We start from the raw sequence: 23,738 nt of genomic DNA, 5'->3' as shown, positions 1-23,738 counted from the left end.
TCACCTTTAAAGGTCAAATCCTTGTTGCTCGCCTTTGTGACCCACATCGTGAGACGCCGCCACAATTGCGTGCCAAGAACCGATCAACTCGTTGTAGGCGCGGGCCTCTTCGGCCCACTTCTTGCGCTCGCATAGGGTATAGAGGTGGTAGGCCAGTTGGCGGATGGCTTCGCCTTTTTCCGGCATTTTGGCCAGCAGTTCACCGGCAGCCGACTCACCGCTGTTGTTGAGGCGACGGATCATCTGGTGGCAGGCTTCCCAGATCGGTGTGCGGTCGTCTTTGCTCGGATCCCAGTCGGATTCGTATTCAGACCATTTCAGCAGCCTTACTTTTCCGCTACCGGATTCGGCCACGCCGGCAGCTTTCACGCCATCCACACTCGTTCCCTTGGCGCGAGCCAGCGTATCGGCCTCGCCAAACTGGCCGGCACTCCAGCCGTATTGCTCAAACCAGCTGGAGCAGAACTGTGTATCGGCATCGAAGCTGCCGGAGTCCGGGCTGAGATACTCGGTAATCGCACGGTTAATCAGCACCAGAGCATCGTGAACGCTCATGCGGCTGCCGTCTTGGTTCAGGACTGCTTGGTACTTGGAGTAGATGGCCATGCCGGGACCTATGGCAGCCTGGGCCAGATCCACCGGGGCTATGGGGGTTTGACCAGTCTGGCCGCCGATCATGGTTTCCAGCGCTTCCGGCATTTCTTCGCGCAGTTGACGCTGGAAATCGCGGCGAGAAATAGACTCCGCGTTGGTTTCACGTTTGCGGCAGACCAGGACGATGGAGGAGGCTAGTGCGTTACTGCCAATACCGATGCTGCGACCTTCGCGTTCAGTTCGTACTGGCCATGTACCATCAATGGAAAAACCAGCCTGAATGACGGCTTCAAGAAAAGTTACCCAGCCGGTACTGGTAGTGCTGCCTTCTTTGGTTTCCGACTGCTTGAATGCGTAATAAATAGAAACCGGAAACGCTGGATGAGATTTCTCTGCCATATTGTGAATAGCGCGCGTCATGCCATCCATAAAGAAGGTTTCAGCTTTTTCCTTGCTGCCATGACGGTAAGGGGTGGCGACCAGCTCTTCCGCTTTGGGAACCGCCATGGTCGCGAACAATGTTGGGTAAATTTTTCGCAATGCTCTGCGCATCCAGACATAGAAAAAGTCGGACAAATCAGCATAACCAATATTGTCGTAATAGGGTGGGTCAGATGAAATGACCTTGTTGAGGCTGATTGACTGCGTGGCAGCATCACTTTGCTGAGCGCCGCCAGAGGCTGTGGCTGGTAAAAGGTCCACTACCTTAAATACCCAGTTAATACTACCAATGAAGTTGCCCGTTGAGTCAGACAAGGGATTTACTTCTGCAAAATCCCAGACCATTGGAATGGCCTGTCGTGCGAAGGTACTTCGAATCGTATCCCGCTGTGATGTCCAGCTAGCAATTGTTGATCCCGAATCAGCAACCTTATCCACTGCGAAGCCCAAATAAACTGCTACAGCCTCCCCATAGGCCGTCGCCCCAGAACCGCCTCGGGCTAGGCCTTGACCATCATCCGGCAGGCCGGCGGCTTTGGCGTCGGCAACGGCTTTTTCACGGGCCTCCTCCACCAGATCGGAGAAGGTGGCTAAGGCTACTAGTTGGCGGGGGGTGAAGAGGTTGCCCCACTCTCTCAGCCCATATGGAACACAAGTGCCGCCCGTCAGCCTCGCGGGTACATCTCCCGAAGGCGCCCAATATGGTTCGGCCTGATTCGCGACAGACTCCATTTCACTGGTTGGAGAAAGATAGACACGGCCACGCTTTCCTTCTGCAACGACAGCCATCAGGCGTTGCTTCATGCGACCGGCTTGACCCTCAGCCTTAATGTACTTCCCATCAATTGGCGAACCAGATACTAGACAGTTGAAATTAGCACCCCGCCCGCCGGCTTTGGTGCCATCCTTCGCCTCTTGCGGTGGATTGCCGACTTTAATTTCAAATTGATACTTGTCACCCTCAACGACAGGCACAACATAAGCCTCTTTACCCTTTTTGCTGGATATCACAAAGCTGGAGGCGAGAGGCACCTCTACATGGCTAAAAGCCGGGTTGGGGCTTTTCACGGTTCTGGCCCAAAGCCAGGCAATCACTGTCAGCTCTTCCCCTTCGTAGGCTTTCAAGTCTGGGCGCTCGACGACCATTTCTTGGGTAATCTTGTACTTTGGATAAAGGTGGCCAATCCGCTTAAAGGCTTCCTCGCGCACCCACTTGCCATAACGCCGCACGTCTTCAGCCAGGCCTTTGGCACTGGCCCAGTCTTCCATCATGCTTTGCTGCTTCTCACCTTCTGGCAGCGGGCCAACGGGTGTTTGCCCGGCAAACTTGGGCGGAATTTCGATCATCGCCTTGTTGATCATTACTGCAACGGGGTTCAAGTCGCTGGCGTAGCTTTCCAGTCCCAACCGCTGGGCTTCTAGCGGAATGGCTCCGCCCCCGGCAAAGGGATCGTGAAAGGCTGGAAGTTTCTCCGGATTGAACAGCTCCGACGCCTGTGGATAATTACGATTGAGGTGGCAGGTTTCGCGCCAGCTCTCCCAAATGGCTTCACGAGCGCGGTTCAGCACTTCTTCGTTGTTGGTATTTTCCCATTTCACCAGGTCGCGGATGATCTGGAATAGCTTCTCCCGCTTAATCTCCGCTTCTTTCTTGTTTACCCCATAACCCAGCTCGCGCTGGTAGCCGGGATCGTTCACCAGTTGGGCAAACAGCACTGCCCTTGCAGCGGCCAAGGGTCGACGCGCCCACCACAGATGCAAAGTGCTGGGGTGGCCGTGGCGGATGGATTTTTCCCGGGCAGCTGCCATGTTGATGTCATCCAATGGCAGCGCCACCTCAATGAGTTTTTTGGGCGTCTTAATCTGTGTTGTCATACTAATTCCGGTGCATCTTGTTGGAGAACATCCTCGGCAATACGTCCGAAAAACTGTCGCGTCATGCTGAAGAACGGACTGAGTCGCTGAGCAATGGGCACGAGATCTATCGCAGCCAGGCTATGTAGGTCCATCTCATTGCTGAGGTGCTCATCGAACAATGTGTCTAACTCCTCCCACCATTTACTGCGCTCTGCCAGTAAAAACGGGCTGTTCAAGTTGAGCAGGTCAATGGTGTAACGTGCACGCGCGCTGTCTCGTTCGTTCAGGTATTGTGCAGGGATAATGCGACCATCTGAAAGGTATGAAAAAAACCGGGCGCAATCGTTTTGTTGGGGTGAAACAAAGAGTTGCATATTGACCGAGCGCTGCTTGCCAGGAGCATGACCACCAAACAATTCACTAGCCAGACCAGCCTCATTCTGCTCATCTTTGAACGCTCTAATTCGGTCGGCATCCAGCGCACTGGCTGCCAGATTGGTGTAGTCGAAAGTGCGCCTGGGGCTTTGACTTTTATTCTCGACATGCTCGATGTGATACCCCAGCCCATGTTCATCCGCACGCAGCTCGCTGTAACAGCAAAGTTGATACTGTTCGTCTAGTAAGTAACTCATAACCTGCCGTTTATGATTAAAGTTGCTCCAACGGCGAGTGGCTTCTTCACTAGTTTGTGGCGGGGTTCGGTTTGCTTGGTTCAGCTGATAGCTACCATTTCCCTGCTTGGTGACATGCCTCATCCTTTGAGAGCCTTTTGACGTTTAATGCTGCGTTGAAGGCGCTGTAGTTGAGGGTGATGCTCCCCCAATGTGCTTTGTAGTTGTTCCATTAGCTGCAATGCTAATGAATCTTCGTATAGCCCTTGGTCAACCAACTCTGTCAAGCGCTTTAAATCCTGTTTCTCTTTCACGGGAGGTTGTGGGTCAACAAACATGACACCCTGCAGTACTGTGTTGCTCGGCTCGCCGTAAGTTCTGGCCAACGGCTCCTCTGCTCTCGCTTCACCTGCCTTATTACTTTGGATAACTCGAATATTTTCCCGCCGAATCGTACTCATTACCTGTGGGCTATGGGTTGTGACAACAAACTGAATGAGAGGAAAAGCATCACGAAGTGTTTGGATAACTGTTTGTTGCCACTCCGGATGCAGATGCATATCTACTTCGTCAATGAATGCAATTCCAGTTGTTTGCTCCTGAGCCTTCTCACCCATTTGTGGGTTTAGCTTGGCACAACGCCACGCCATATCAGCTACTAGAGATACCATGGCACGCACGCCATCGCTGAGAAGCGAAACGGGCAATACGCCCATTTCTGAGTGAGTCATAGCCAACTCTTCATGTTGAACGCTGTAATGGAAGTCGCTCCAACCTTCATTGCTGAGGACTTTGTCGACAGTGTTTTGGATACCCTCAATTTGATGAGCTAGCGTATAACCTTCGTAAGCTTCCATACTTTTATGTTGGAGAACTGCGAAGGTAGCTTTTGTCATCCACTGCTGAACTTGGGTAAAGCTGGAGGCGGAGCTGAAGCAGTCCTCATATCCCAACGTCCGACTTTCACTTAATACTGCCTTGCGGCTCATATTCTTATGCGCATTCCAAAGGCGACCTGAACCGTAATACGCCATCAGAGGAAGGGGCACAGGCTCCAGAGCCTGAACCCGTTTCATCAGTTGCCTACCGAGTTTCGTTAGTTCTCCAGCGTGTTTGATCGTAGTTCTGCCCTTAGCTCCATGAAGCTCTCTGACAACTGGGGCAATCATATTAGATAGCGTCGCTTCAAGGCTTACAGGGAAAGCCTGTTCATTGTCAGAGTGGCCGGAAAGCCTTTGGTAACGTGCGTCGGTTTGCGCAATATGTTTCGCTTTCCCGAGATCAAAGGCACCGACGAAAGTGCCCAGTGCAATCGTAGCGGCATCTAACACCGAGGTTTTACCTTGACCATTTCTTGCAGCCAATACTGTCAGTTCAGGATGAAAGCTTATATCCAGGCTTTTAAATCGCCGGAAGTTTCTCAGTTTCAGCGTTTCAAGCTTCATAAACCTGGCTCCTGGAGCTCTGCCTTTGACAAAAGGTGCTTCAATTCGTAGTTCACCGAAGGTACTCCGAAATCTGGTTCGGTGCTGAACGGATTCTTAACGTAGTAAGGGCCATCGTATTCTTCTCCATCTACCAAAACGATCGCCAGCCAGAATTTTTCAGCCTGGTTCAAAGCGTAGAGGATTTCATTGCGACTGACCGTAATAACATCTTGCCCTTTGGCTCTACCCTTCACTTCGATATGTCTGTCTTGTGGCAAAGAACCATCCGGATTAGCCTGAGGGCGAGAAGTAATATCCCAACCACACTTGTCGGCACAGACATCCTTCACGGTATGGCCCAAAGCCTGCTCTCGATCGATAACTGCCTGCATGGCCACCTGCTCAATATGCGCTCTGGCTTGAGCATCGGCAGTGAACGTCGTCTCGCCCTTGCGTATAGCCAGTAACCCCTGAGGTATCACCAGGGCACCGCCGATCACCACCGGGGTGCTGGAGACCACATTTTTCATGGCTTGCAGCTCGCGCTTGCGTTGCTCGAGCCTGGCAGTTAACTCTTCTGCCCTTCTCCGAAAGTTTTCCGGTTGTATGCGCGGCTGCTTTCCTGCGGCAACCTGTTCGTCCAGCTTGATCGCCTGACCGGACAAATAATTGATCTCTTTGACCAGTCGCTCATGGACGGCGGCGTGGATTTTATCAGCAGTGCGCTCCCGGCGAGTTTTTACCTCTTGGTAGTGTTCGGGTACCAAGTGCTGAGTGGCATGGTTGAGCGCCAGGGATTCAAGGTTACCAGTGATCCACGGGGCGTTCAGCACGTCTTGAACCAATTGGTGGTCGTCAGCAGCAATCGGCTGCAAGTCCAAATGAGGTGCCCAGCCCGCATGGGAGCTGTTGCCTTGCTGGTCGATCTCAACGAATTGCAGCCGTCGGGAGGCGATGCCTGGTTTACCATCAGCGCTGGCGCTTTCACCCTCGCGAATCGTGTGATCGACCATAAATAAGATTTTCGGCTCGATGCCGTCATCGTTTGGGTCTACCAGAACAGCGCCTTGCTTGAGCTTGCTTCGGTGAGCCGAAAGTACCAGATCGGTGGTCGCGGCCATCAGAGGATGATTGGGGTGAATCAAATCCGCCATGGGTTTGCCGGGAACACGAACCATCTGTTTCTCGAAGCAAATTCGCTCATATTTCTTCAGCACCGGTGTGCGACTCTCACCGATGATCCGATCCCGTTCTCGAATCGCCGCGGGCACATGCCGGACTTCGTAGCGCCCCGATTCTCGAGCACGCATTTCTCCACTTAGGGTTTGAAACGCTTCGGTGAAAAACGCCCGAATGAAGTACGGCTGAAGCTTGCGGGCTTCGGCCTTTTCCATCTCTTCCTTAACGGCGTACAAGTCCTCCAGCGACATGTGCTGTTCAACCAGAGCGTTGCGTTTAAGGATATCGCGTAGGTGTTCCGTATCCAGTGCGCCGTCAATAACCTGATTGAGCTTAGCTTTGATTTCAGGCGACTCTCCGTACCGGATGGCTTCAACCAGCAGGTCTTTAAGAGATTGGTTCTCGAAAGCTTCACCAAGAATGTCGAAAACTTTGCCGCCCAAGGCTTTTTTCTCAACTTCAAGCTTGTCGAACAGCTTCTGGAACACCTCGCCTTCCCGGGTTTCGTTGGCCACCAGATTCCACAAATGGCAAACCTCTGTCTGGCCAATCCGGTGGATGCGACCAAAACGCTGTTCCAGTCGGTTTGGGTTCCAAGGCAAATCGTAATTCACCATCAGGTTGGCATTCTGCAGGTTGACGCCCTCACCTGCCGCATCGGTCGCCACCAGCACCAGAACTTCAGGGTTATTTCGGAATTCTTCCTGGGCTTTGCGACGTTCATCCCGATTAGTGCCGCCATGAATCGTCAGAACGGCCTCCGGATTGCCTAGCATTCCGGAAATGCGCTGAACCAAGTAATTAAGCGTGTCTTTGTGCTCGGTAAAGATGATCAACTTACGACGGCTGCCACCCTCGGTGTACATCTCAGGCCGATCTTGCAAGAGGTGGGAGAGCTCCTCCCATTTTTTATCATTACCTGACTGCACGACGGTCATGGCTTGAAATTCCAAGCCCTGCAAGCTCACGATCTCGGCCTCGAGCTCCGGAATGGTTTCAGCAGCTGTGGCCTGGTCCACGACTTGTTCCGAGAACAGCTCGTACTCCTCGGCACTGAGTTCGTCGTCATCCAGTTCGTCGATGTTGTCGGGAATGTCGAGCTTCTTGGTGACTTTGTATTCGCCGAGGGTTTCCGCGATACCATTTTTATTCGCCTGCTTTACGGCCTCACCACGCGCAACCAGTTTCATTTCTTCAAGGCGCGACTCAAGACGTTTCCGTCGACGCTTGAGGGACTGGTAAATGGCTTCTGGACTGGAAGCGAGACGGCGCTGCAGTTGGGTCAATGCGAAACCAACGGTGCCCTTACGCTTGCCCTCCAAATTGTCCGCCCGGTTCATCTCGTTGCGGACATAGTTTGTCACTTCCGCATAAAGCTCGGCTTCAGCATCAGACAACTCGTAGTTGGCTGTGTAGGCTCTGCGCTCTGGGAACAGAGGTGTGCCATCGAACTTCAGAAGCTCTTCTTTCACCATCCGACGCATCATGTCGGACACATCGACTTTGTGGGCGCCTTCCCGGAACTTTCCGTAGAAGCGATCGCCATCAAGCAACGAGAGCCAGATCTGAAAATCCTCTTCCTTGCCGTTGTGCGGTGTGGCTGTCATCAGCAAAAAATGCCGGGTAATCGAGCCTAACAACTCACCCAGCTGGAAGCGTTTGGTTTTGTTGACCTTGTTGCCGAAATAATTGGCGGAGAGCTTGTGGGCCTCGTCCACGATGATGAGATCCCACTCGGTATTTTTTAGTTTTTCTTGGAAATCTTCATTGCGTGAGAGCTGGTCCAACCGACAGATCAGCAGGTTGGATTCGTCAAAGTAGTTGCCAGAGGCACTCTGCTCTTGTCTGTCGCGGCTAAAGATGTCGAACTGGACGCCGAATTTCTCCAGCAACTCGTCTTGCCACTGCTCGGTGAGCCCGCCGGGAGACACGATGAGAATGCGCTTAGCATCCGCCCGCATTAGGAGTTCACGAATCAACAAGCCAGCCATGATGGTCTTGCCGGCACCGGGGTCGTCCGCCAAAACGAAGCGCAACGGCTGGCGAGGCAACATAGACTCATACACAGCCGAGATTTGGTGGGGAAGCGGCTCTACATTGGAGGTATGAACTGCCATCATCGGGTCGAACAGCGCCGCCTGAGTAATACGATAGGCCTCCAGGCCCAGCTTGAAGTCGGCCCCGGGGGCATCAAACGCCCAGGGGCGACCAGCCTCAGCCAGCTCCAACCGCGTTTCGTCGGAGCGGAACAGCATCTGTTCGTTCAGGCGGCCTTGGCTGTCTTTGTAGTAGACCGTCAGGGCATGATCACCTACTGATTCGGTTTGTACAATGCGGACAACGTCGTCACCCTGAATGCCTCGGATCTGGGCGTCTTTTTTTATGTCTTCCAGTTTGATCATCCGCTTTCCTTACGAGCATTAGTTTGCGATCACATAGCCCCGATAACTAAAATCCCCAAAAGGCTTGAGCGGCCTTTTCTGGCTGAACCGGAACTTATGTAGTCGACTTATCATTACCGCGCTAGCCATCAAATTGCTTTGCAACACCCATCTTTCACCGCGCAACGCGCCTGGCGAAGTCGTTTTGCAGGGATAATATCAGTTTAGAGGCAAATCTGGTCTGATCCGACAAGCCGCATACTTAAACTCCGGAATCTTCCCAAACGGATCCAGCGCCGGATTGGTCAGCACATTGGCTGCGGCCTCCACGAACGCAAACGGCACAAACACCATCCCCTCTGGCATGGTCTGGTCCGCACGGGCGACCAGGGTGATGGCGCCCCGTCGGGTTTCAATCCGGACGCCCTCACCCGGCGCTATTCCCAGGCGCTCTAGCTCGGCTGGCGCAAGGTAGGCGGCGGCGTCAGGTTCGCGCTCGTCGAGTACGCGGCTTCGGCGGGTCATGGAGCCGGTGTGCCAGTGTTCCAGCAGGCGGCCGGTGGTGAGTACGGTGGGATAGGCCCGGTCCACTGGCTCGTCCGGCGGCAGGGGGCTGGCTGGCGAGAAGTGGGCGCGGCCGCCGGCTCTTGGGAAGGCATCGGCGAAGACCACGTCGTGGCCTGGCGCATTATCGGCGGAACAGGGATAGGTGACCGAGCCCTCGCGCTCCAGGCGCGCCCAGGTGATGTGATTCAGGGAGTGCATGCCCTGTTTCATTTCCGCGAAGACCTGTTCGGGGCCTGTGTAATCCCATTCCAGGCCGAACCGCCGGGCGATTTCCTGGATGATCCACCAGTCCGGCTTTGCCTCGCCCGGCGGCGCCAGGGCGGCGCGTCCCATTTGTACCTGGCGGTTGGTATTGGTAACGGTGCCGGTTTTCTCGGACCAGGCGGCGGCCGGCAGGATCACATCGGCAAACTGGGCGGTCTCGGTCACAAAGAGGTCCTGCACCACCAGGTGTTCCAGGGCTGCGAGCGCTGCCCGGGCATGGGTCAGGTCCGGGTCGGACATGGCGGGGTTTTCGCCGAGGATGTACATGCCTTTGATGGTGCCGGCGCGGATGGCGTCCATGATTTCCACCACGGTGAGCCCTGGTTCCGGGTCGAGTTTGGTGTTCCAGAGTTCTTCGAAGGCGGCCCGCAGCTGGCGATCGCCAACGGGCTGGTAGTCCGGCAGCACCATGGGGATCAGGCCGGCATCGGAGGCGCCCTGTACGTTGTTCTGTCCCCTTAACGGATGCAGGCCGGTGCCAGGCCGGCCGGTGTGGCCGCAGGCCAGGGCCAGGGAGATCAGGCAACGGGCGTTGTCGGTGCCGTGCACGTGTTGGGAAATGCCCATGCCCCAGAAGATCATGGCACGGTCTGCCTGGGAGTAGGCGCGGGCCACTTCGCGGATGGTATCGGGCGCCACGCCGCAGACGGGGCTCATCACCTCCGGGGTCATGCCCTCCACGCTGGCCTTCAGCTTCTCGAAGCCCTCGGTGTGGGCGTCGATGTAGCCCTGGTTGTAGAGGCCTTCGCGGATGATCACGTTCAGCATGGCGTTGAAGAGGGCCACGTCGCCGCCGGGTGAGAACCGCACGCTGCGCCAGGCGTAGGCGTCCAGGGACTGGCCCCGGGGGTCGATGATAATCAGCTTGGTGCCGTTCCTCGCCGCCTGTTTGAAGTAGGTGGCCGCTACCGGGTGGTTTACCGCCGGGTTACAGCCGGTGAGGATCACCACATCCGCCTGCAGCGCCTGCATGAAGGAGGCGGTGACAGCGCCCGAGCCCAGGCATTCCATCAGGGCGGCCACGGAACTGGCGTGGCACAGCCGGGTGCAATGGTCCACGTGGTTGGAGCCAAAGCCGGTGCGAATCAGTTTCTGGAACAGCCAGGCCTCTTCGTTGGAGCATTTGGCGCTGCCGAAACCGGCGAGCGCGCTTGGGCCGTGGCGGTCTTTGAGTTGGGTCAGGCCTTTGGCTGCCAGCTCCAGGGCCTCTTCCCAGCTGGCTTCCCGGAAATGGGTGAGCGGATGGGCGGGATCGAAGGCCGGGTCGAGGCCCTTGGGCACGCCCTCGCGCCGGATCAGGGGCCGTGTCAGCCGCGCCGGGTGCGACGGATAATCGAAGCCGAAGCGGCCTTTCACGCAGAGCCGTCCCTGGTTGGAAGGTCCGTTACGGCCTTCCACGAAGAGAATGCGGCTGTTATGCGCTCCTGCCTCGCCAAGCTCGTCTTTCACGTGATAGGTGAGCTGGCAGCCGACGCCGCAATACGGGCATACGGAATCCACGGTGCGGTCCGCCACGGCGGAATCGCCCCGGCCCTGTTGGTCGATCAGGGTAGCCGGCATCAGCGCCCCGGTCGGGCAGGCCTGAACACACTCGCCGCAGGCCACGCAGGTGCTCTCGCCCATGGGGTCATCGAAGTCGAACACCACTTTCGCCGCAGCCCCGCGATGGGCCAGGCCGATCACGTCGTTCCCCTGCACTTCCCGGCAGGCACGCTCGCACAGCCCGCAGGTGATGCAGGCATCCAGATTGACGTTCATGGCCGAATGGGTGGCGTCCTGGCCGTGGGCGTGGGGCAGCGAGTCGGGGCGTGGCTGCACATGATGGACGGTGGGTTCGGTTCTCTCGGAACGAGGCGGAATGCTGCAGCGAACCTCGGCGGCATCGATGGCCAGCTCTTCTGCCGTGACCCACAGGTGGCTTGAACGATCGGGGCTGTTGTCCCGGGCCGGCTGGTCCGCCAGCAGCAGTTCCAGTACCCCTTTGCGGGCGGCCTGAACCCGGTCGGACCCGGCGCTTCGCACCACCATGCCCGGCGTCGCCTCGCGAATGCAGCTGGCCACCAGCACCCGCTCGCCTTCCACTTCCACCATGCACGCGCGGCAGTTGCCATCGGCGCGGTAGCCGGGCGCATCCTTGAAGCACAGGTGCGGGATGGTCTCGCCGGCCCGTTTGGCCACCTGCCAGAGGGTTTCGCCCGGGAAAGCGCGGACCTCAATGCCGTCGAGGGTCAGGGTGAAGCCGTTGTCCTTGTTACTCATGCCGCCTCCCTACCCTTTGGCGATCAGGTTGTGCCCGGCCAGCTCGCCGCGGAAATCCCGCAGCAGGCTCAGAACCGGGTTCGGCGCGGCCTGGCCCAGGCCGCAGATGGAGGCATCGGCCATCACGCCGGCCAGCTGGCGAAGGGTTGCCTCATCCCAGGTGTCCCGCTCCAGCAGGGTGAGCATCTTCTCGGTGCCCACCCGGCACGGGGTGCACTGGCCGCAGGATTCATCGGCAAAGAACGCCAGCAGATTGGACGCGGCAGCTGCCAGGTTGTCCTGGTCAGAGAGCACGATGATGGCGGCAGAGCCGATAAAACAACCGTGTTCCTGAAGCGTGTCGAAATCCAGCGGAATATCCGCCTTGCTGGCCGGCAGTATGCCGCCCGAAGCGCCCCCGGGCAGATACGCCAGCAGTCGGTGCCCCTGGGCCATGCCGCCGCAGTATTCCTCGACCAGCTCGCTGAGGGTAATGCCCGCCGGCGCCACGTGAACGCCCGGTTTCGCCACCCGCCCGGATACCGAGAAACTCCTCAGCCCCTTCCGACCATGGCGCCCCTGGCCGGCGAACCAGTCGGCGCCCTCGGTATGAATGCGCGGAATCCAGTACACCGTCTCCACGTTGTTCACCAGCGTGGGCCGGTCGAACAAACCTTTTTGCGCCACGAACGGTGGCCGATGCCTGGGTTTGCCGGGTTTGCCCTCAAGGGATTCGATGAGGGCAGACTCCTCGCCGCAGATGTAGGCACCGGCGCCCCGGCGCAGAACCACGTACCCGGGAGCCACGAGGCCGACGGCTTCCAGTTCGCCGATGGCCTCTCTCAATACAGTCAGCAGGCCTGGGTACTCATCGCGCAGGTAGATGTACAGTGCGTCGGCCTCCACCGCCCAGGCGCTCACCAGGGCGCCTTCCAGAAAGCCGTGGGGCTCGCGTTCAAGGTAGTAGCGGTCCTTGAAGGTACCCGGCTCGCCTTCGTCGGCGTTGATCACCGCATACCGGGGGCCGGGCTCGGCCCGCACCGCCTGCCATTTGCGGAAGGTGGGGAAGCCGGCGCCACCAAGCCCCCGCAGACCGGAGTGTTCGAGCTCTTCCAGAAGCTGCTCAACACTAACCCGCCCTTCCCGGCAATCGGTCAGCAGCTGGTAGCCACCGCAGGCCTGGTAATCCGCCAGGCGCTGCCATTGGATTGGAGCCGGCCGGGTGTTGCCCTGGTGGATGGCTTCATTCACGTTTTCGGGCGTGGCGTTGCCCACGTGGTGATGCCCCACCGCCACCACAGGCGCGGTGTCGCAGCGGCCCATGCAGGGTGCGCTGACCACCCTTACCTGAGCTGGATTGGCGCCCTGGCTGAGCGCCTGGTGCAAAGCTTCGGCACCGGCCAACTGGCACGAGAGTGAATCGCAGACTCTTACCGTGATTTCGGGCGGCGGGGTTTGCTCATCGTGAACCACGTCGAAATGGGCGTAGAAGGTGGCGGTTTCATAGATGGCCGCCATGGGCAGGTTCATGTAGGCCGCCAGGGCCCGGAGCCAGGCCATGGAGAGGTGGCCCTTCGCGTCCTGCAACTGGTGCAAATGCTCGATCAGAAGATCGCGACGGCGCAGGCTTGCGTCGAGACGTTCGTCGCCGATTAGGTCCCGCAGTTCGGAAAGTATGGCCGGCTCCAGTTGCCGGCCCCGCGGTGATCCCCGCCGGGCGTTGCCGGTTTTTGCGTTGGTTGTCATTGTTATTGGCCAGGCTCCATGCTGCCGAGTCCGCCAGTTTGGCTGGCGCGATACTCCACAACCTATTGAAGCACATCAGGCCGTGTTGCCGACAGGGCGGCGCTATTCGCCAATGATCGAAGAGACAACGGTTGTGAGAACCATTGAGCCTGGCGATAGGGACGTCTTAAAGGAGAAAATTGGAGGCGCGGGTCGGAATCGAACCGGCGTACACGGAGTTGCAGTCCGCTGCATAACCACTCTGCCACCGCGCCGGGAAAGATCGAAGGAATCGGATCTTTGTGCTCTCAGGTGGGCATTGAGAGACTTGAAATTGGAGCGGGAAACGAGATTCGAACTCGCGACCCCAACCTTGGCAAGGTTGTGCTCTACCAACTGAGCTATTCCCGCTCTACGCTGCCGGGGCATTGCCTCGTCAACGGCTGCGTATTCTACGGATTACCGTTCGGTCGTCAACCGTTTTTAACAAGTTTTTGTTTTACCGGACTTTGTGGCCAGAAACTGGCCATGGCGGCTCGCAGTCTCTAAGCTGTTCAATGCCGAGCAAATTTACTCATGGAACGACAGCACGTGCCCAGCGCCTCGCCATCCGAGCAGTCTCAAACCAGTGCCTCATCACCCGGCTCCATCACTCTGGATGCAGGCCAGCTTGCCGTTGCTGGTGACTGGTTGCTGACCCATTACCGCGCCCTCTCCCGGCAGGCGACGAACCTGGCTTCCTCGGATTTCAAGAACGTGCACATTGATCTCTCCGGGCTTCGGCGGATCGACACCGCCGGGGCAACACAACTGGCCAACCTGATCGGCCCGGACCGGCTCCTGGCCGAGGCATCCGGCAATCACACGCTGCCAAGAGAGAAGTCCGCCCTTATCACGGCCGTGTGCGAGGCGCTGAAAGACCAGCCGGAAGCCCGGCTGGCTGAGCCTTCCCTGGTGATGAGCGTGGTGGTCGGAACCGGCCAGAAGGTGGAAAGCATTGCCCAGCTGATCTGGACTCTTACCGGGTTTATCGGGCAGACCCTTGCCACCCTGGGCTGGACTCTCGTTCGCCCCCAGCGGTGGCGGATCACCCCGTTCGTGGCGTCGGTACACGACACTGGCCTGAATGCGCTGCCCATCGTGGCGCTGCTGACCTTTCTGGTGGGCGCGGTGGTGGCGTTTCTTGGCGCTACCGTGCTGGAGGATTTTGGCGCCACCATTTACACGGTCAACCTGGTGGCTTTCTCGTTCCTGCGGGAATTTGGCGTATTGCTGGCCGCCATCCTGCTCGCCGGCCGAACCGCCAGTTCGTTCACCGCCCATATCGGCGCCATGAAGGTGAACGAGGAGCTCGACGCCATTCGCACCCTGGGACTGAACCCCATCGAACTGCTGGTGCTGCCACGGGTACTGGCCATGGTGGTAAGCCTGCCGATTCTCACCTTCGTGGGCATGATTGCCGGCATGGTGGGCGGTGCCATGGTGTGTGCCCTGGTGCTGGATATCTCGCCCACCCAGTTCATGGCGATTGTGGAGCGGGACATTGCCCTGCGCCATTTCCTGGTGGGGCTGGTGAAGGCACCCGTCTTTGCCTTTCTGATTGCCGTGATTGGCTGCCTGGAGGGCTTCAAGGTGGCGGGCAGCGCCCAGTCGGTGGGCGAGCACACGACTTCAAGCGTGGTGCAGTCGATCTTCATGGTGATCCTGCTGGACTCCATTGCTGCGCTATTCTTTATGGAAATGGGCTGGTAACCATGGCAGGCGACGGATCGGCAATGAATGGCCATAAACCCGCAGAACCCGTGATTGAGGTTCGCCAACTCAGCAACCGGTTTGGCGACCATGTGGTGCATGAGGATCTCGATCTGGATCTGCTGCGTGGTGAAATCCTCGGAGTTGTGGGCGGCTCCGGTACCGGTAAGACGGTGCTGCTGAGGAGCATTGTTGGCCTGCATACGCCCTCCGCCGGGCACATTCGCGTGTTCGGGGAGGATCTCACTGAGTTGCCATCTGCCAAGCGGTCGGACATTGAGCAGCGTTTTGGCGTGTTGTTCCAGGGCGGCGCCCTGTTCACCTCACTCAACCTGCAGGAAAACATTGCCGTTCCCCTCATTGAGCACGCGGGCCTGAAGCGGCCCGAAGCGGAACAGCTGGCCCGGATGAAGCTGGGGCTGACAGGCCTTCCGCCAGAGGCCGCGACCAAATACCCCTCTGAGCTGTCCGGCGGCATGGTCAAACGGGCCAGCCTGGCTCGGGCCCTCGCCCTGGATCCCGAAATCCTGTTCCTGGACGAGCCCACGGCGGGCCTCGACCCGATTGGCGCCGCCGCCTTTGACCGGTTGATTGTTACCCTTCGGGACGCCCTGGGTCTCACCGTGTTCCTGGTTACCCACGATCTGGATACCCTGTACGCGGCCTGTGACCGGGTTGCGGTTCTGTCACAGCGCCGGGTGTTGGTGGCTGATAGACTGGATGTGGTCGCCGCCACCGATGACGACTGGGTTCAGGATTACTTCAATGGGCCCAGGGGGCGGGCGGCCAGCCAGGCGTTCAGTGCCCATAACACTCATCCCACTCACCGGAACCGGGAGCAGTAACTGTGGAACCGAGGGCTCACCATTTTATCATCGGGCTGTTTACGCTCGTTGCCTTCGCAGCAGCGCTTGGTTTTTCTCTCTGGCTGGCGAAATCCTCCGCCGACCGGGAGTGGGCCTACTACGAAATTGTCTTCAGCCAGCCGGTGAGCGGGCTTTCCGAGGGTAACCCGGTGCTCTACAGCGGCGTGCAGATTGGCGATGTTGTGGAAATGCGGCTGGATTCGGACAACCCGGGCCATGTACGGGTACTGGTGCGCGTGGACGAATCTGTGCCCATCCGCAAGAACACCCGGGCCGGCCTGGTGCTGGCCAACATTACCGGCAGCATGAACGTGCAGTTCAGCGGCGGCAGCCCAGACCAACCGGCACTGCGGGGCGCCCGGGATAATCCGCCGACGATCGTGGCAGAGCCCTCTGCCTTCCATAACCTGCTGGCCAACGGCGAGCAACTGGTGGTGAAAGCCGATGAGCTCCTCACCAGGGCCACGGAGCTGCTTTCCGAAGACAACATCCGTAATACCGCGGCCATCCTTGAGAATACCCGGGTGGCCACCGACGCGCTGCTCGCCCGCCGGGACCAGTTATCCGCACTGCTCGAGCAGTTCGATGCCGCTGCGGTTCGGGCCGAGGAAGCGGCCATCAAGGTATCCCGCGTTTCCGACAACGCCTACGAGCTGCTGACCACCGACGGCAAACAGGTTCTGCAGTCCATGGATCGCACCCTGGTGGTTCTGCACAGCACCCTGGCACGGGTGGACGAGCTGACCAAAGACAACGCGGGAGCCATGGCGTCCGGGCTTCAGGGTATGGGCGAACTGGCGCCAGCCCTCCGGGAGCTGCGGGCCACCCTGCGCACGCTGAACCATTTCACCCGAAAGCTTGAGCAGGACCCCACCGGCACCCTGTTCGGCAACGACACCATCAAGGAGCTGCCGCAGTGACAACAAGGTTTTTCGGCGCCATTGTCATTACCCTGGGGATAGCGACGGCTGCCGGCTGCACGGTATTCCCCAATCCGGAACCGCCCCGGGTGATGGATCTGGCGTGGTCCAACACGGAACGCGCCCCGGCCAGCGGCATCCCTTTCGTTCTGAGGGTAGACACACCTTACGCGTCGGAGCCCTTCAACAGCACACGGATACTGGCCAAGCCCAGCGACTGGGAGTTTCAGTCCTATCCGGATGTACGCTGGCGGGACACCGTCCCGATGATGCTCCGGGACGCCATGATTGTGTCACTGCGCCGCCATGCCGGCTTTGCGGATGTCATTGCAGAAACCAGCCCGGCGGAAGCGAACCTCACATTGGTCAGCGAGCTGTCGGCGTTTCACGCCGAGGAACCCGGCGGATACCCGAGGGTGAACTTGCGGTTACACGCGCAGGTGATCGACGCAGGCTCACGGCAGAGCCTTTGTCGGCAAACGTTCACCGTCGAGCAGGACGCCGAGGGGCCGGCGATTGAACAGGTGGTTCAGGCCTTTGGTGATGCCGGGCAGTCACTGACCGCCCGGATGATCGATTGGCTCAGCGGTTGCGGCTATCCGCCTGCGCCGGAAACAGTTCGGGCCAGGCAGCCCTGATGTACAACCCCATGGACCAGAGGGTGAGAATCGCAGCAATGTAGAGCAGCACCAGCGCCACATCTGCCCAGAGATTGCCCGGCGGAAACGCCAACAGGCCCACAATGGCTGCCATTTGCGCGGTGGTCTTGATCTTGCCGATATAGGACACGGCCACGCTGGCCCGGCTGCCGATTTCCGCCATCCATTCCCGCAGAGCAGAGATCACGATTTCCCGCCCGATAATCACTGTGGCGGGAATGGTCAGCAGAATCGCTGCGTGTTCCTCGATCAGCACCGCCAGGGCAACCGCCACCATGAGCTTGTCGGCCACCGGGTCCAGGAAGGCCCCGAACGGGGTGCTCTGGTCCAGCTTGCGGGCCAGATAGCCGTCGAGCCAGTCCGTAGCCGCCGCGAGGCCAAAGATGGATGCGCTCACGAGGTAACTCCATCCCACCGGCAGGTAAAAGATCACCACGAACACCGGGATCATGATGATGCGGGAAAGGGTGAGGATGTTTGGTAGATTCATGCTGTCCTTACTCGTCGTGCAACGCGGCGTAAATGCTCTCCGCCAGTGATTTGCTGATGCCCGGAACCTTGGCCATCTCGTCCACCCCGGCCTTGCGAATTTCCTGAATGCCGCCGAAATAACGGATCAGATCCCTGCGCTTCTTGGGTCCGACGCCTTCAATGCCTTCCAGTGTAGACTGCCGGCGCTTTTTGTCCCGCCGGGCCCGGTGCCCGGTGATCGCGAACCGATGGGATTCGTCCCGTATGTGTTGGATCAGGTGCAAGGCCGGCGAATCGGCGGGCACCCGGAACACGTCGCCGGTCATGGCGTCGATGAGCTGCTCCATGCCCGCCCGGCGGGTCACACCCTTGGCCACACCGATCAGGGGAATATCAGAAATCTCTAGCTCATCAAAGACTTCCCGGGCAATGTTCAATTGCCCCTTACCACCATCGATAAACACCAGGTCTGGTCGCTTGCCCTCGCCCGCCACCATGCGTTTGTAGCGGCGGGTCAGCACCTGGCGCATGGCACCGTAGTCGTCCCCGGCGGTCACGCCTTCGATATTGTACAGGCGGTAGTCGCTTTTCAGGGGGCCATTCTCGTCGAAAACCACGCAGGATGCGACCGTATTCTCGCCGTGGCTGTGGCTGATGTCGAAGCACTCCATGCGCGACGGCGTTTCCGCCAGTTCCAGCAGGTCCCGGAGGGCCAGCAGGCGGCGATACACGGTTTCCTTGCTAGCGAGGTGCGTGAGCAGCGTCTGGCGGGCATTGGTCATGGCCAGCTCCAGCCAGCGGCGGCGCTCGCCCCGTACGTTGCCGCGAATGCGGGTTTCCCGGTTGGCGGACTCGCTGAGCGCCTGGGCCAGCAGCTCCTGCCCTTCAACCGCCACCGGCACCAGGATATCCCGGGGAATCTCACGGCGGGTGTTGCCACCGAAATAATACTGGCCCAGAAACGCGCTCAGCAGCTCGCCCTCGGTCTGCTCGATGGAGTACCTCGGAAAATAATCCTTGGTGCCCAGTACCCGACCGCCGCGCACAATGATCACCACGATGCACACCACACCCGCGTCCTGGGCGATGGCGATCACGTCCGCATCGCCGCCCTCGCCTTCGATGGATTGCTGTTCCTGCACGTGCCGCAGGTGGTTGATCTGGTCCCGATAGGCGGCGGCCTTTTCAAACTCGAGGTTTTTCGAGGCCGTTTCCATGGCGTTCATCAGGTCGTGGAGGATGGCCGGGTTCTTGCCCTCAAGGAACATGGTGGCGTGGCGGATGTCCTCCTGGTATTCCTCGGGCGTGACATAGCCCACGCACGGGGCCGTGCACCGATTGATCTGGTACTGCAGGCAGGGCCGGGTTCGGTTCCTGAAAAAGCTTTCAGTACAGTTTCTTATGCGGAATATCTTCTGCAGAACATTAAGACTTTCCTTGACTGCACCGGAGCTTGGAAATGGCCCGAACCAGGTGCCTCCGCCCTTCTTGGTGCGGCCCCTGCGGAATGTCAGCGACGGATAATCACTGTGGGAGGACAGGTAGATGTAGGGATAGGATTTATCGTCCCGCAGCAGGATGTTGTAAGGCGGGCGCAGGGATTTGATCAGGTTCTGTTCGAGCAGCAGCGCTTCGGTTTCGCTGCCGGTGATGGTGACCTCAATGGACGCAATCTTGCCAACCAGGGCTTCGGTCTTGGGGGCCAGGCCGGTCTTGCGGAAGTAGCTGCCCACCCGCTTTTTCAGGTTGCGGGCCTTGCCCACGTAGAGTACCGAGCCGCCTTCGTCGTACATTCGGTACACACCGGGCCGCTCGGTCAACTGCTTCAGGAAGCTCTGGCTGTCAAACTCCCCGCTGGTCTTGTGCTCCGGGTCAGACCTTGTCGGCATCAAGCAACCCGAGCCGCACTGCCATCAGGGCGAGTTCCACATCGCTGGAGATCTCCAGCTTCTCGAAAATCCGGTAGCGGTAGCTGTTCACCGTCTTGGGGCTGAGGCACAGCTTGTCGGAGATGTCCTGCACCTTCTGGCAGTCCACCACCATCATGGCAATCTGCATTTCCCGCTCGGACAACCGCTCGAACAGCGACAGCTCGCCGTCTTCGTCCCGGTCGCCGCCCAGTTGCTTGAGGGCCATCTTCTGGGCGATTTCAGGGCTGATGTAGCGCTGGCCGGAGTGGGCCATACGGATGGCCCGCACCATTTCCTTGATGTCGGCGCCCTTGGTGATATAGGCCGAGGCGCCGCTCTGCATCACGCGGGTCGGGTACGGGTCGTCGGCACAGGCGGTTACCACGATCACCCGGATGGAATCGTCGGTACGCAGGATGCGGCGGGTCGCCTCGAGGCCGCCGATACCCGGCATCCGGATGTCCATAAGCACGATGTCCGGACGCTTCTGGCGCACGAAATCGATGGCATCCTCACCAGATGACGCCTGCCCGATAACGTCGATGTCGGGGTTGTCAGCCAGCATCCGGGTAATACCGGAGCGCACCAGCTCATGGTCGTCTACAACCAGTACCCTGATCAAAATTCACCTCGTGCACGGCTTTCGGGGAAACAGCGAGATTGTAACGTGTCGTTCCGGCTGCGGGTAGGTGCCAGATCAAATACTGTGGCGATATGCCGCCTAAGCTGGCACACCCAGGCCCGCAGTGTTCTCCACCGGATCAAACCATACCACCAGCTCGCCACGGCGTACCGCCGCCATCACCCGGTCTACCTCGGCCATGGGGCTTTCGGTGTCGTTCAGTCCGTGGTAACGGGTGCAGTACTCCTCCACCAGGCCCAGGAGCTGGTCTTCGGTCAGCAATTCGGTATCAACAACGAATTTTTCCTGGCGGGGATCCTGCTCGGGCTGGTGCTCGGTACTGCTGGTCATAGGGCCTCCTCGTGTACCCGCCCATGGTAAGGGCTTTGCGGGCGAGGTAGAAGCCCCGAGACTGAGAGTGGCTCGTTCCGTGACCAGACGCGGTGCTCAGGCTGCGGTACGAAAGCGGGCGATCAGTTGGCGCATGGACACCGATTCCTGGCGTAACGCCTCACTGATGCTGCGAGTTTGCTCAACACTCTGGATCAGAAAGTCAGAGCTTTCTTCCAGGGCGTCCGAACGGCGACCTACCCGTCCGATTTCTTCTCGCTGGAGGACAACGGCTGAGCTGATCTCGGTGCTCAGGTGTTCGAGGTTCACAAACTGGCCCTTGAGGCTCTCCAGGTGAGCCTTGAGCGCAACCAGATGCTCCTGGTTACTGTTTCCGGCGGCGCGTACGTCCTCAAGGAGCGAATCGACGGTAGCAACCCCCGTGACCAGCCCCTGAACCCATTGGCCGATATCCCGGGTGGATTCCGAGGTACGCCGCGACAGGGTCCGCACTTCGTCCGCAACCACGGCGAACCCGCGGCCATGCTCGCCTGCCCTGGCTGCCTCAATGGCGGCATTGAGAGCAAGCAGATTGGTTTGCTCGGCAATGTCGGCAATCACACCAATGACCTGTTCGATCTTGCCGGTGGATTCGTTAAGCGCCTGGATCGAGGCAGACACCCTGCCGATAACGTCCACTGTGTGTTCCGCGGCAGCTTCGCTGGTACCGAGGCGATGCTGGACCTCCTCGTTGGCGGCCACGGCACTGCTTACGGTATCGGCAGAGGCCTGGGTTGCACGTTCGATGGCCGAGGCCTGCTCCGATATGGCTGACATGGACTGACTCACATCGGATACCTGCCGGCGGGTTTGCTCGGAGGCCTCCTGAAGCCGTTCGGCTCCGCCATCGAGGGAGCCGGAGCGTTGGTCCAGGGCGCCGGCCGCTGCGCGAATATCACCGATGAAATGCTCAAACTTCTGCACCAGCCCACCCAGGGCGCGAGCCACACCGGCAACTTCGTCGTGCCCCTTGAGCACGGGTACCCGTGTCAGGTCCGAATTGCTCTCCATGGCCACCAGATCGAGTTCCATGCTCCTCAATCGCTGTATGACCGAGCGGCGTAGCCAAAGCGTCATCGCGATGACCAGCAATGTAAAGACTAGCGAGCCGCCAATCAGGAACACCTGCTGCCCGGAAAGGAACGTGAGCAGGTCTTCGGCGCCTGTGGACACCGCCTGACGGCTTTGCCTTTGGCGCTCGGCAATGGCCGCCAGCATGGGCTCCATGGCCGGGAAGAGATCGAAATCGACAACCTGGCCAACCCGGTAGTAACTCTTTTCCGCGATGCCGGCCTGCATGCGCTCCATCAACGCACGAACCCGATCGAAGTCCGCCTGGTGTTCTCCGGCCCAGCCTGCAAGGCCGCTATCCCCGGCCACCCGGCGCCAGTGTTCCGGCAACGATGAATCCAGTTCACCGAACGCCGTCTCAATCTCGTCCCAGAGCAACAGCTGCGCCTTGATCTTGTAGGCCAGATCCTGGAGCTGCCGGTGATCCTGCTCCAGGTCCGCCAGCAGCCAGGATTCGTTAAGGCTTGACTGAATCAGGGTTTTTGATGCCTCTTCGGCTTTCAGAATGATGCTCCAGGAAAGCGTCGCCAGCCCGGCAACCGCAAAGAGTGAGAGGAAGGCAAACACCAGGATTCGGGTTCTGACGGTACCGAACATGACAACTCCAGCGACGGGTGAATGCGCTGATGGTATGCCGGTTTTGTGACACTTTTATTGCTGAATACGCGTCAAACCCCTCCACTCCTTACCTGGAGGCATTGACCACCGCTTCAAATCCGACCGGCGATTCACTATGATCGCGCCTTTCACACCGTTTGGATGCTAATGAACCAGTCCGTCTTTCGCCTGACACTGCCAATCCTCTTCGGATACCTGCCCCTGGGTATGGCGTTCGGCGTGTTGTTTACCACGCAGCTGGATTACGCCTGGTGGGCAGCACCGCTGATGGGGCTGGTGATCTACGCCGGCGCCGGCCAGATTCTGGCGGTGAGCCTGCTGGCGGTGAACGCCGGGCTGCTGGAAGTGTTCGTGGCCATGTTTGTGCTCAATGCCCGCCACCTTTTCTACGGGCTGTCACTGCTGGGCCAGTTCCGAGGCGCGGGTTGGAGGAAGCTCTATCTTATCTTCGGGCTTACCGACGAGACCTATTCGCTTCTTACCAGTCGGCCGAGAGGCGCAGACCGGGCCCATGAACAGGAGGTGGATTTCCGGATTACGGCCTTCAATCAGGGCTACTGGGTTGTCGGGTGTGCCCTGGGGGCCCTGCTGGGAGACAACGTGGCGTTCGATAGCACAGGGATTGAGTTCGCGCTGGTGGCCCTGTTCATCGTGTTGACGCTGGAGCAGTACAAGGCCCTGGGGGATGGCTTTCCGGTTTGGCTGGGAGCGGCGGCAGCGGGCTTGGCCATGCTGTTACTTGCACCAACGCACCAGTTGATTGGCGCCATTACCCTGGTAACGGGAGCTCTGCTCATAGAGTACCGACGAACCCGGGGACAGGCAGCCCGACAGGAGTCCAACCATGGGTGATTCCCTTTACCTGGGGCTGTTTATTGCGGTGGCGGCAGCGGCGACGTTCGCCACACGGGTGATTCCTTTCCTGTTTTTCGAACGGCACACCGACCACCCCCTGGTTCGCCACCTTGGGCGCTATCTGCCGGCGGCAGTCATGGCACTGCTGGCCACCGTGTTCCTGCAACGATCCGCCAACTGGTCCGGCGCCTGGTATGGGTTCGACGCCCTGATTCCCGGCGCCCTGGTTGTGGTGGTGCACCTTTGGCGCCGCCATGCCCTGCTCTCCATTGCCGCGGGCACCGCCAGCTATATGCTGATCAAACAGGCGGGTTTCTGAT

17 protein-coding genes and 2 tRNA genes are annotated in these 23,738 nt (G+C 59.0%); 6 read left to right on the top strand and 13 right to left on the bottom strand.

The window, feature by feature from the left end:
• Positions 1-6: 6 nt before the first annotated feature.
• The 8 genes from BM344_RS01240 to BM344_RS01205 form a co-directional block, all read right to left on the bottom strand.
• Entirely contained in the window at positions 7-2,910 is a 2,904-nt protein-coding gene (locus BM344_RS01240; RefSeq protein WP_091985102.1) for a DUF1156 domain-containing protein, read from the bottom strand.
• Positions 2,907-3,647 carry a retron system putative HNH endonuclease gene (locus BM344_RS01235; RefSeq protein ID WP_091985099.1) on the bottom strand — a complete coding sequence of 247 codons (741 nt, stop codon included), beginning with the start codon at positions 3,645-3,647 and terminating at the stop codon, positions 2,907-2,909. The genes BM344_RS01240 and BM344_RS01235 overlap by 4 nt, the downstream gene beginning before the upstream one ends.
• Entirely contained in the window at positions 3,644-4,948 is a 1,305-nt protein-coding gene (locus BM344_RS01230; RefSeq protein ID WP_091985097.1) for an AAA family ATPase, read from the bottom strand. Before BM344_RS01230 ends, BM344_RS01235 begins: the two co-directional genes overlap by 4 nt.
• Positions 4,945-8,511: a helicase-related protein gene (locus BM344_RS01225; protein WP_091985094.1), complete on the bottom strand. Its 3,567-nt coding sequence runs from the start codon at positions 8,509-8,511 to the stop codon at positions 4,945-4,947. The genes BM344_RS01230 and BM344_RS01225 overlap by 4 nt, the downstream gene beginning before the upstream one ends.
• Before the next feature lie 198 nt (positions 8,512-8,709).
• Positions 8,710-11,580, bottom strand: a complete 2,871-nt coding sequence (fdhF, locus tag BM344_RS01220; protein WP_091985092.1) for a formate dehydrogenase subunit alpha — start codon at positions 11,578-11,580, stop codon at positions 8,710-8,712.
• A gap of 9 nt (positions 11,581-11,589) precedes the next feature.
• Positions 11,590-13,305 carry an NAD(P)H-dependent oxidoreductase subunit E gene (locus BM344_RS01215; protein ID WP_091985089.1) on the bottom strand — a complete coding sequence of 572 codons (1,716 nt, stop codon included), beginning with the start codon at positions 13,303-13,305 and terminating at the stop codon, positions 11,590-11,592.
• A 180-nt stretch (positions 13,306-13,485) separates the two neighbouring features.
• Positions 13,486-13,559: transfer RNA gene (locus BM344_RS01210), tRNA-Cys, on the bottom strand.
• A 60-nt stretch (positions 13,560-13,619) separates the two neighbouring features.
• Positions 13,620-13,695, bottom strand: a tRNA-Gly gene (locus tag BM344_RS01205).
• A gap of 165 nt (positions 13,696-13,860) precedes the next feature.
• On the opposite strand from BM344_RS01205, the gene BM344_RS01200 reads away from it, so the two are divergent.
• The 4 genes from BM344_RS01200 to BM344_RS01185 are packed head-to-tail and all read left to right on the top strand — an operon-like array spanning position 13,861 to position 17,460.
• Positions 13,861-15,036: an MlaE family ABC transporter permease gene (locus BM344_RS01200; RefSeq protein WP_091985087.1), complete on the top strand. Its 1,176-nt coding sequence runs from the start codon at positions 13,861-13,863 to the stop codon at positions 15,034-15,036.
• A gap of 23 nt (positions 15,037-15,059) precedes the next feature.
• Entirely contained in the window at positions 15,060-15,881 is an 822-nt protein-coding gene (locus tag BM344_RS01195; protein WP_091985084.1) for an ABC transporter ATP-binding protein, read from the top strand.
• Between the two features lie 2 nt (positions 15,882-15,883).
• Positions 15,884-16,822 carry an MlaD family protein gene (locus BM344_RS01190; protein WP_091985082.1) on the top strand — a complete coding sequence of 313 codons (939 nt, stop codon included), beginning with the start codon at positions 15,884-15,886 and terminating at the stop codon, positions 16,820-16,822.
• Complete coding sequence (locus tag BM344_RS01185; protein ID WP_091985079.1) at positions 16,819-17,460, top strand: ABC-type transport auxiliary lipoprotein family protein; 642 nt, start codon at positions 16,819-16,821, stop codon at positions 17,458-17,460. The genes BM344_RS01190 and BM344_RS01185 overlap by 4 nt, the downstream gene beginning before the upstream one ends.
• On the opposite strand, the gene pgsA is transcribed toward BM344_RS01185, so the two are convergent.
• The 5 genes from pgsA to BM344_RS01160 all read right to left on the bottom strand — a co-directional run bounded on the left by pgsA (position 17,405) and on the right by BM344_RS01160 (position 22,542).
• On the bottom strand, positions 17,405-17,971 hold the full coding sequence (pgsA, locus tag BM344_RS01180) for a CDP-diacylglycerol--glycerol-3-phosphate 3-phosphatidyltransferase (RefSeq protein ID WP_091985077.1): 567 nt from the start codon (positions 17,969-17,971) through the stop codon (positions 17,405-17,407). The genes BM344_RS01185 and pgsA overlap by 56 nt on opposite strands.
• 7 nt (positions 17,972-17,978) lie before the next feature.
• Complete coding sequence (gene uvrC, locus BM344_RS01175) at positions 17,979-19,841, bottom strand: excinuclease ABC subunit UvrC (protein WP_091985074.1); 1,863 nt, start codon at positions 19,839-19,841, stop codon at positions 17,979-17,981.
• Entirely contained in the window at positions 19,825-20,484 is a 660-nt protein-coding gene (gene uvrY / locus BM344_RS01170; RefSeq protein ID WP_091985072.1) for a UvrY/SirA/GacA family response regulator transcription factor, read from the bottom strand. The genes uvrC and uvrY overlap by 17 nt, the downstream gene beginning before the upstream one ends.
• A 99-nt stretch (positions 20,485-20,583) precedes the next feature.
• Positions 20,584-20,835 carry a YheU family protein gene (locus BM344_RS01165; RefSeq protein ID WP_091985069.1) on the bottom strand — a complete coding sequence of 84 codons (252 nt, stop codon included), beginning with the start codon at positions 20,833-20,835 and terminating at the stop codon, positions 20,584-20,586.
• Positions 20,836-20,931: 96 nt separating this feature from the next.
• A complete protein-coding gene (locus BM344_RS01160) occupies positions 20,932-22,542 on the bottom strand; it encodes a methyl-accepting chemotaxis protein (RefSeq protein ID WP_091985068.1) in 1,611 nt (536 codons plus the stop codon).
• Positions 22,543-22,710: 168 nt separating this feature from the next.
• Here BM344_RS01160 and BM344_RS01155 point away from each other — a divergent pair, with 168 nt between their 5' ends.
• Positions 22,711-23,415 carry an AzlC family ABC transporter permease gene (locus BM344_RS01155; protein WP_091985066.1) on the top strand — a complete coding sequence of 235 codons (705 nt, stop codon included), beginning with the start codon at positions 22,711-22,713 and terminating at the stop codon, positions 23,413-23,415.
• A complete protein-coding gene (locus tag BM344_RS01150) occupies positions 23,408-23,737 on the top strand; it encodes a branched-chain amino acid transporter permease (protein WP_091985063.1) in 330 nt (109 codons plus the stop codon). The genes BM344_RS01155 and BM344_RS01150 overlap by 8 nt, the downstream gene beginning before the upstream one ends.
• Position 23,738: the final 1 nt, after the last annotated feature.

This window comes from Marinobacter gudaonensis (assembly GCF_900115175.1).
In the GTDB taxonomy this organism is placed as follows: domain Bacteria; phylum Pseudomonadota; class Gammaproteobacteria; order Pseudomonadales; family Oleiphilaceae; genus Marinobacter; species Marinobacter gudaonensis.
The sequence above is the reverse complement of the archived record's forward strand: the minus strand, read 5'-3'. Positions and strand labels throughout refer to the sequence as shown.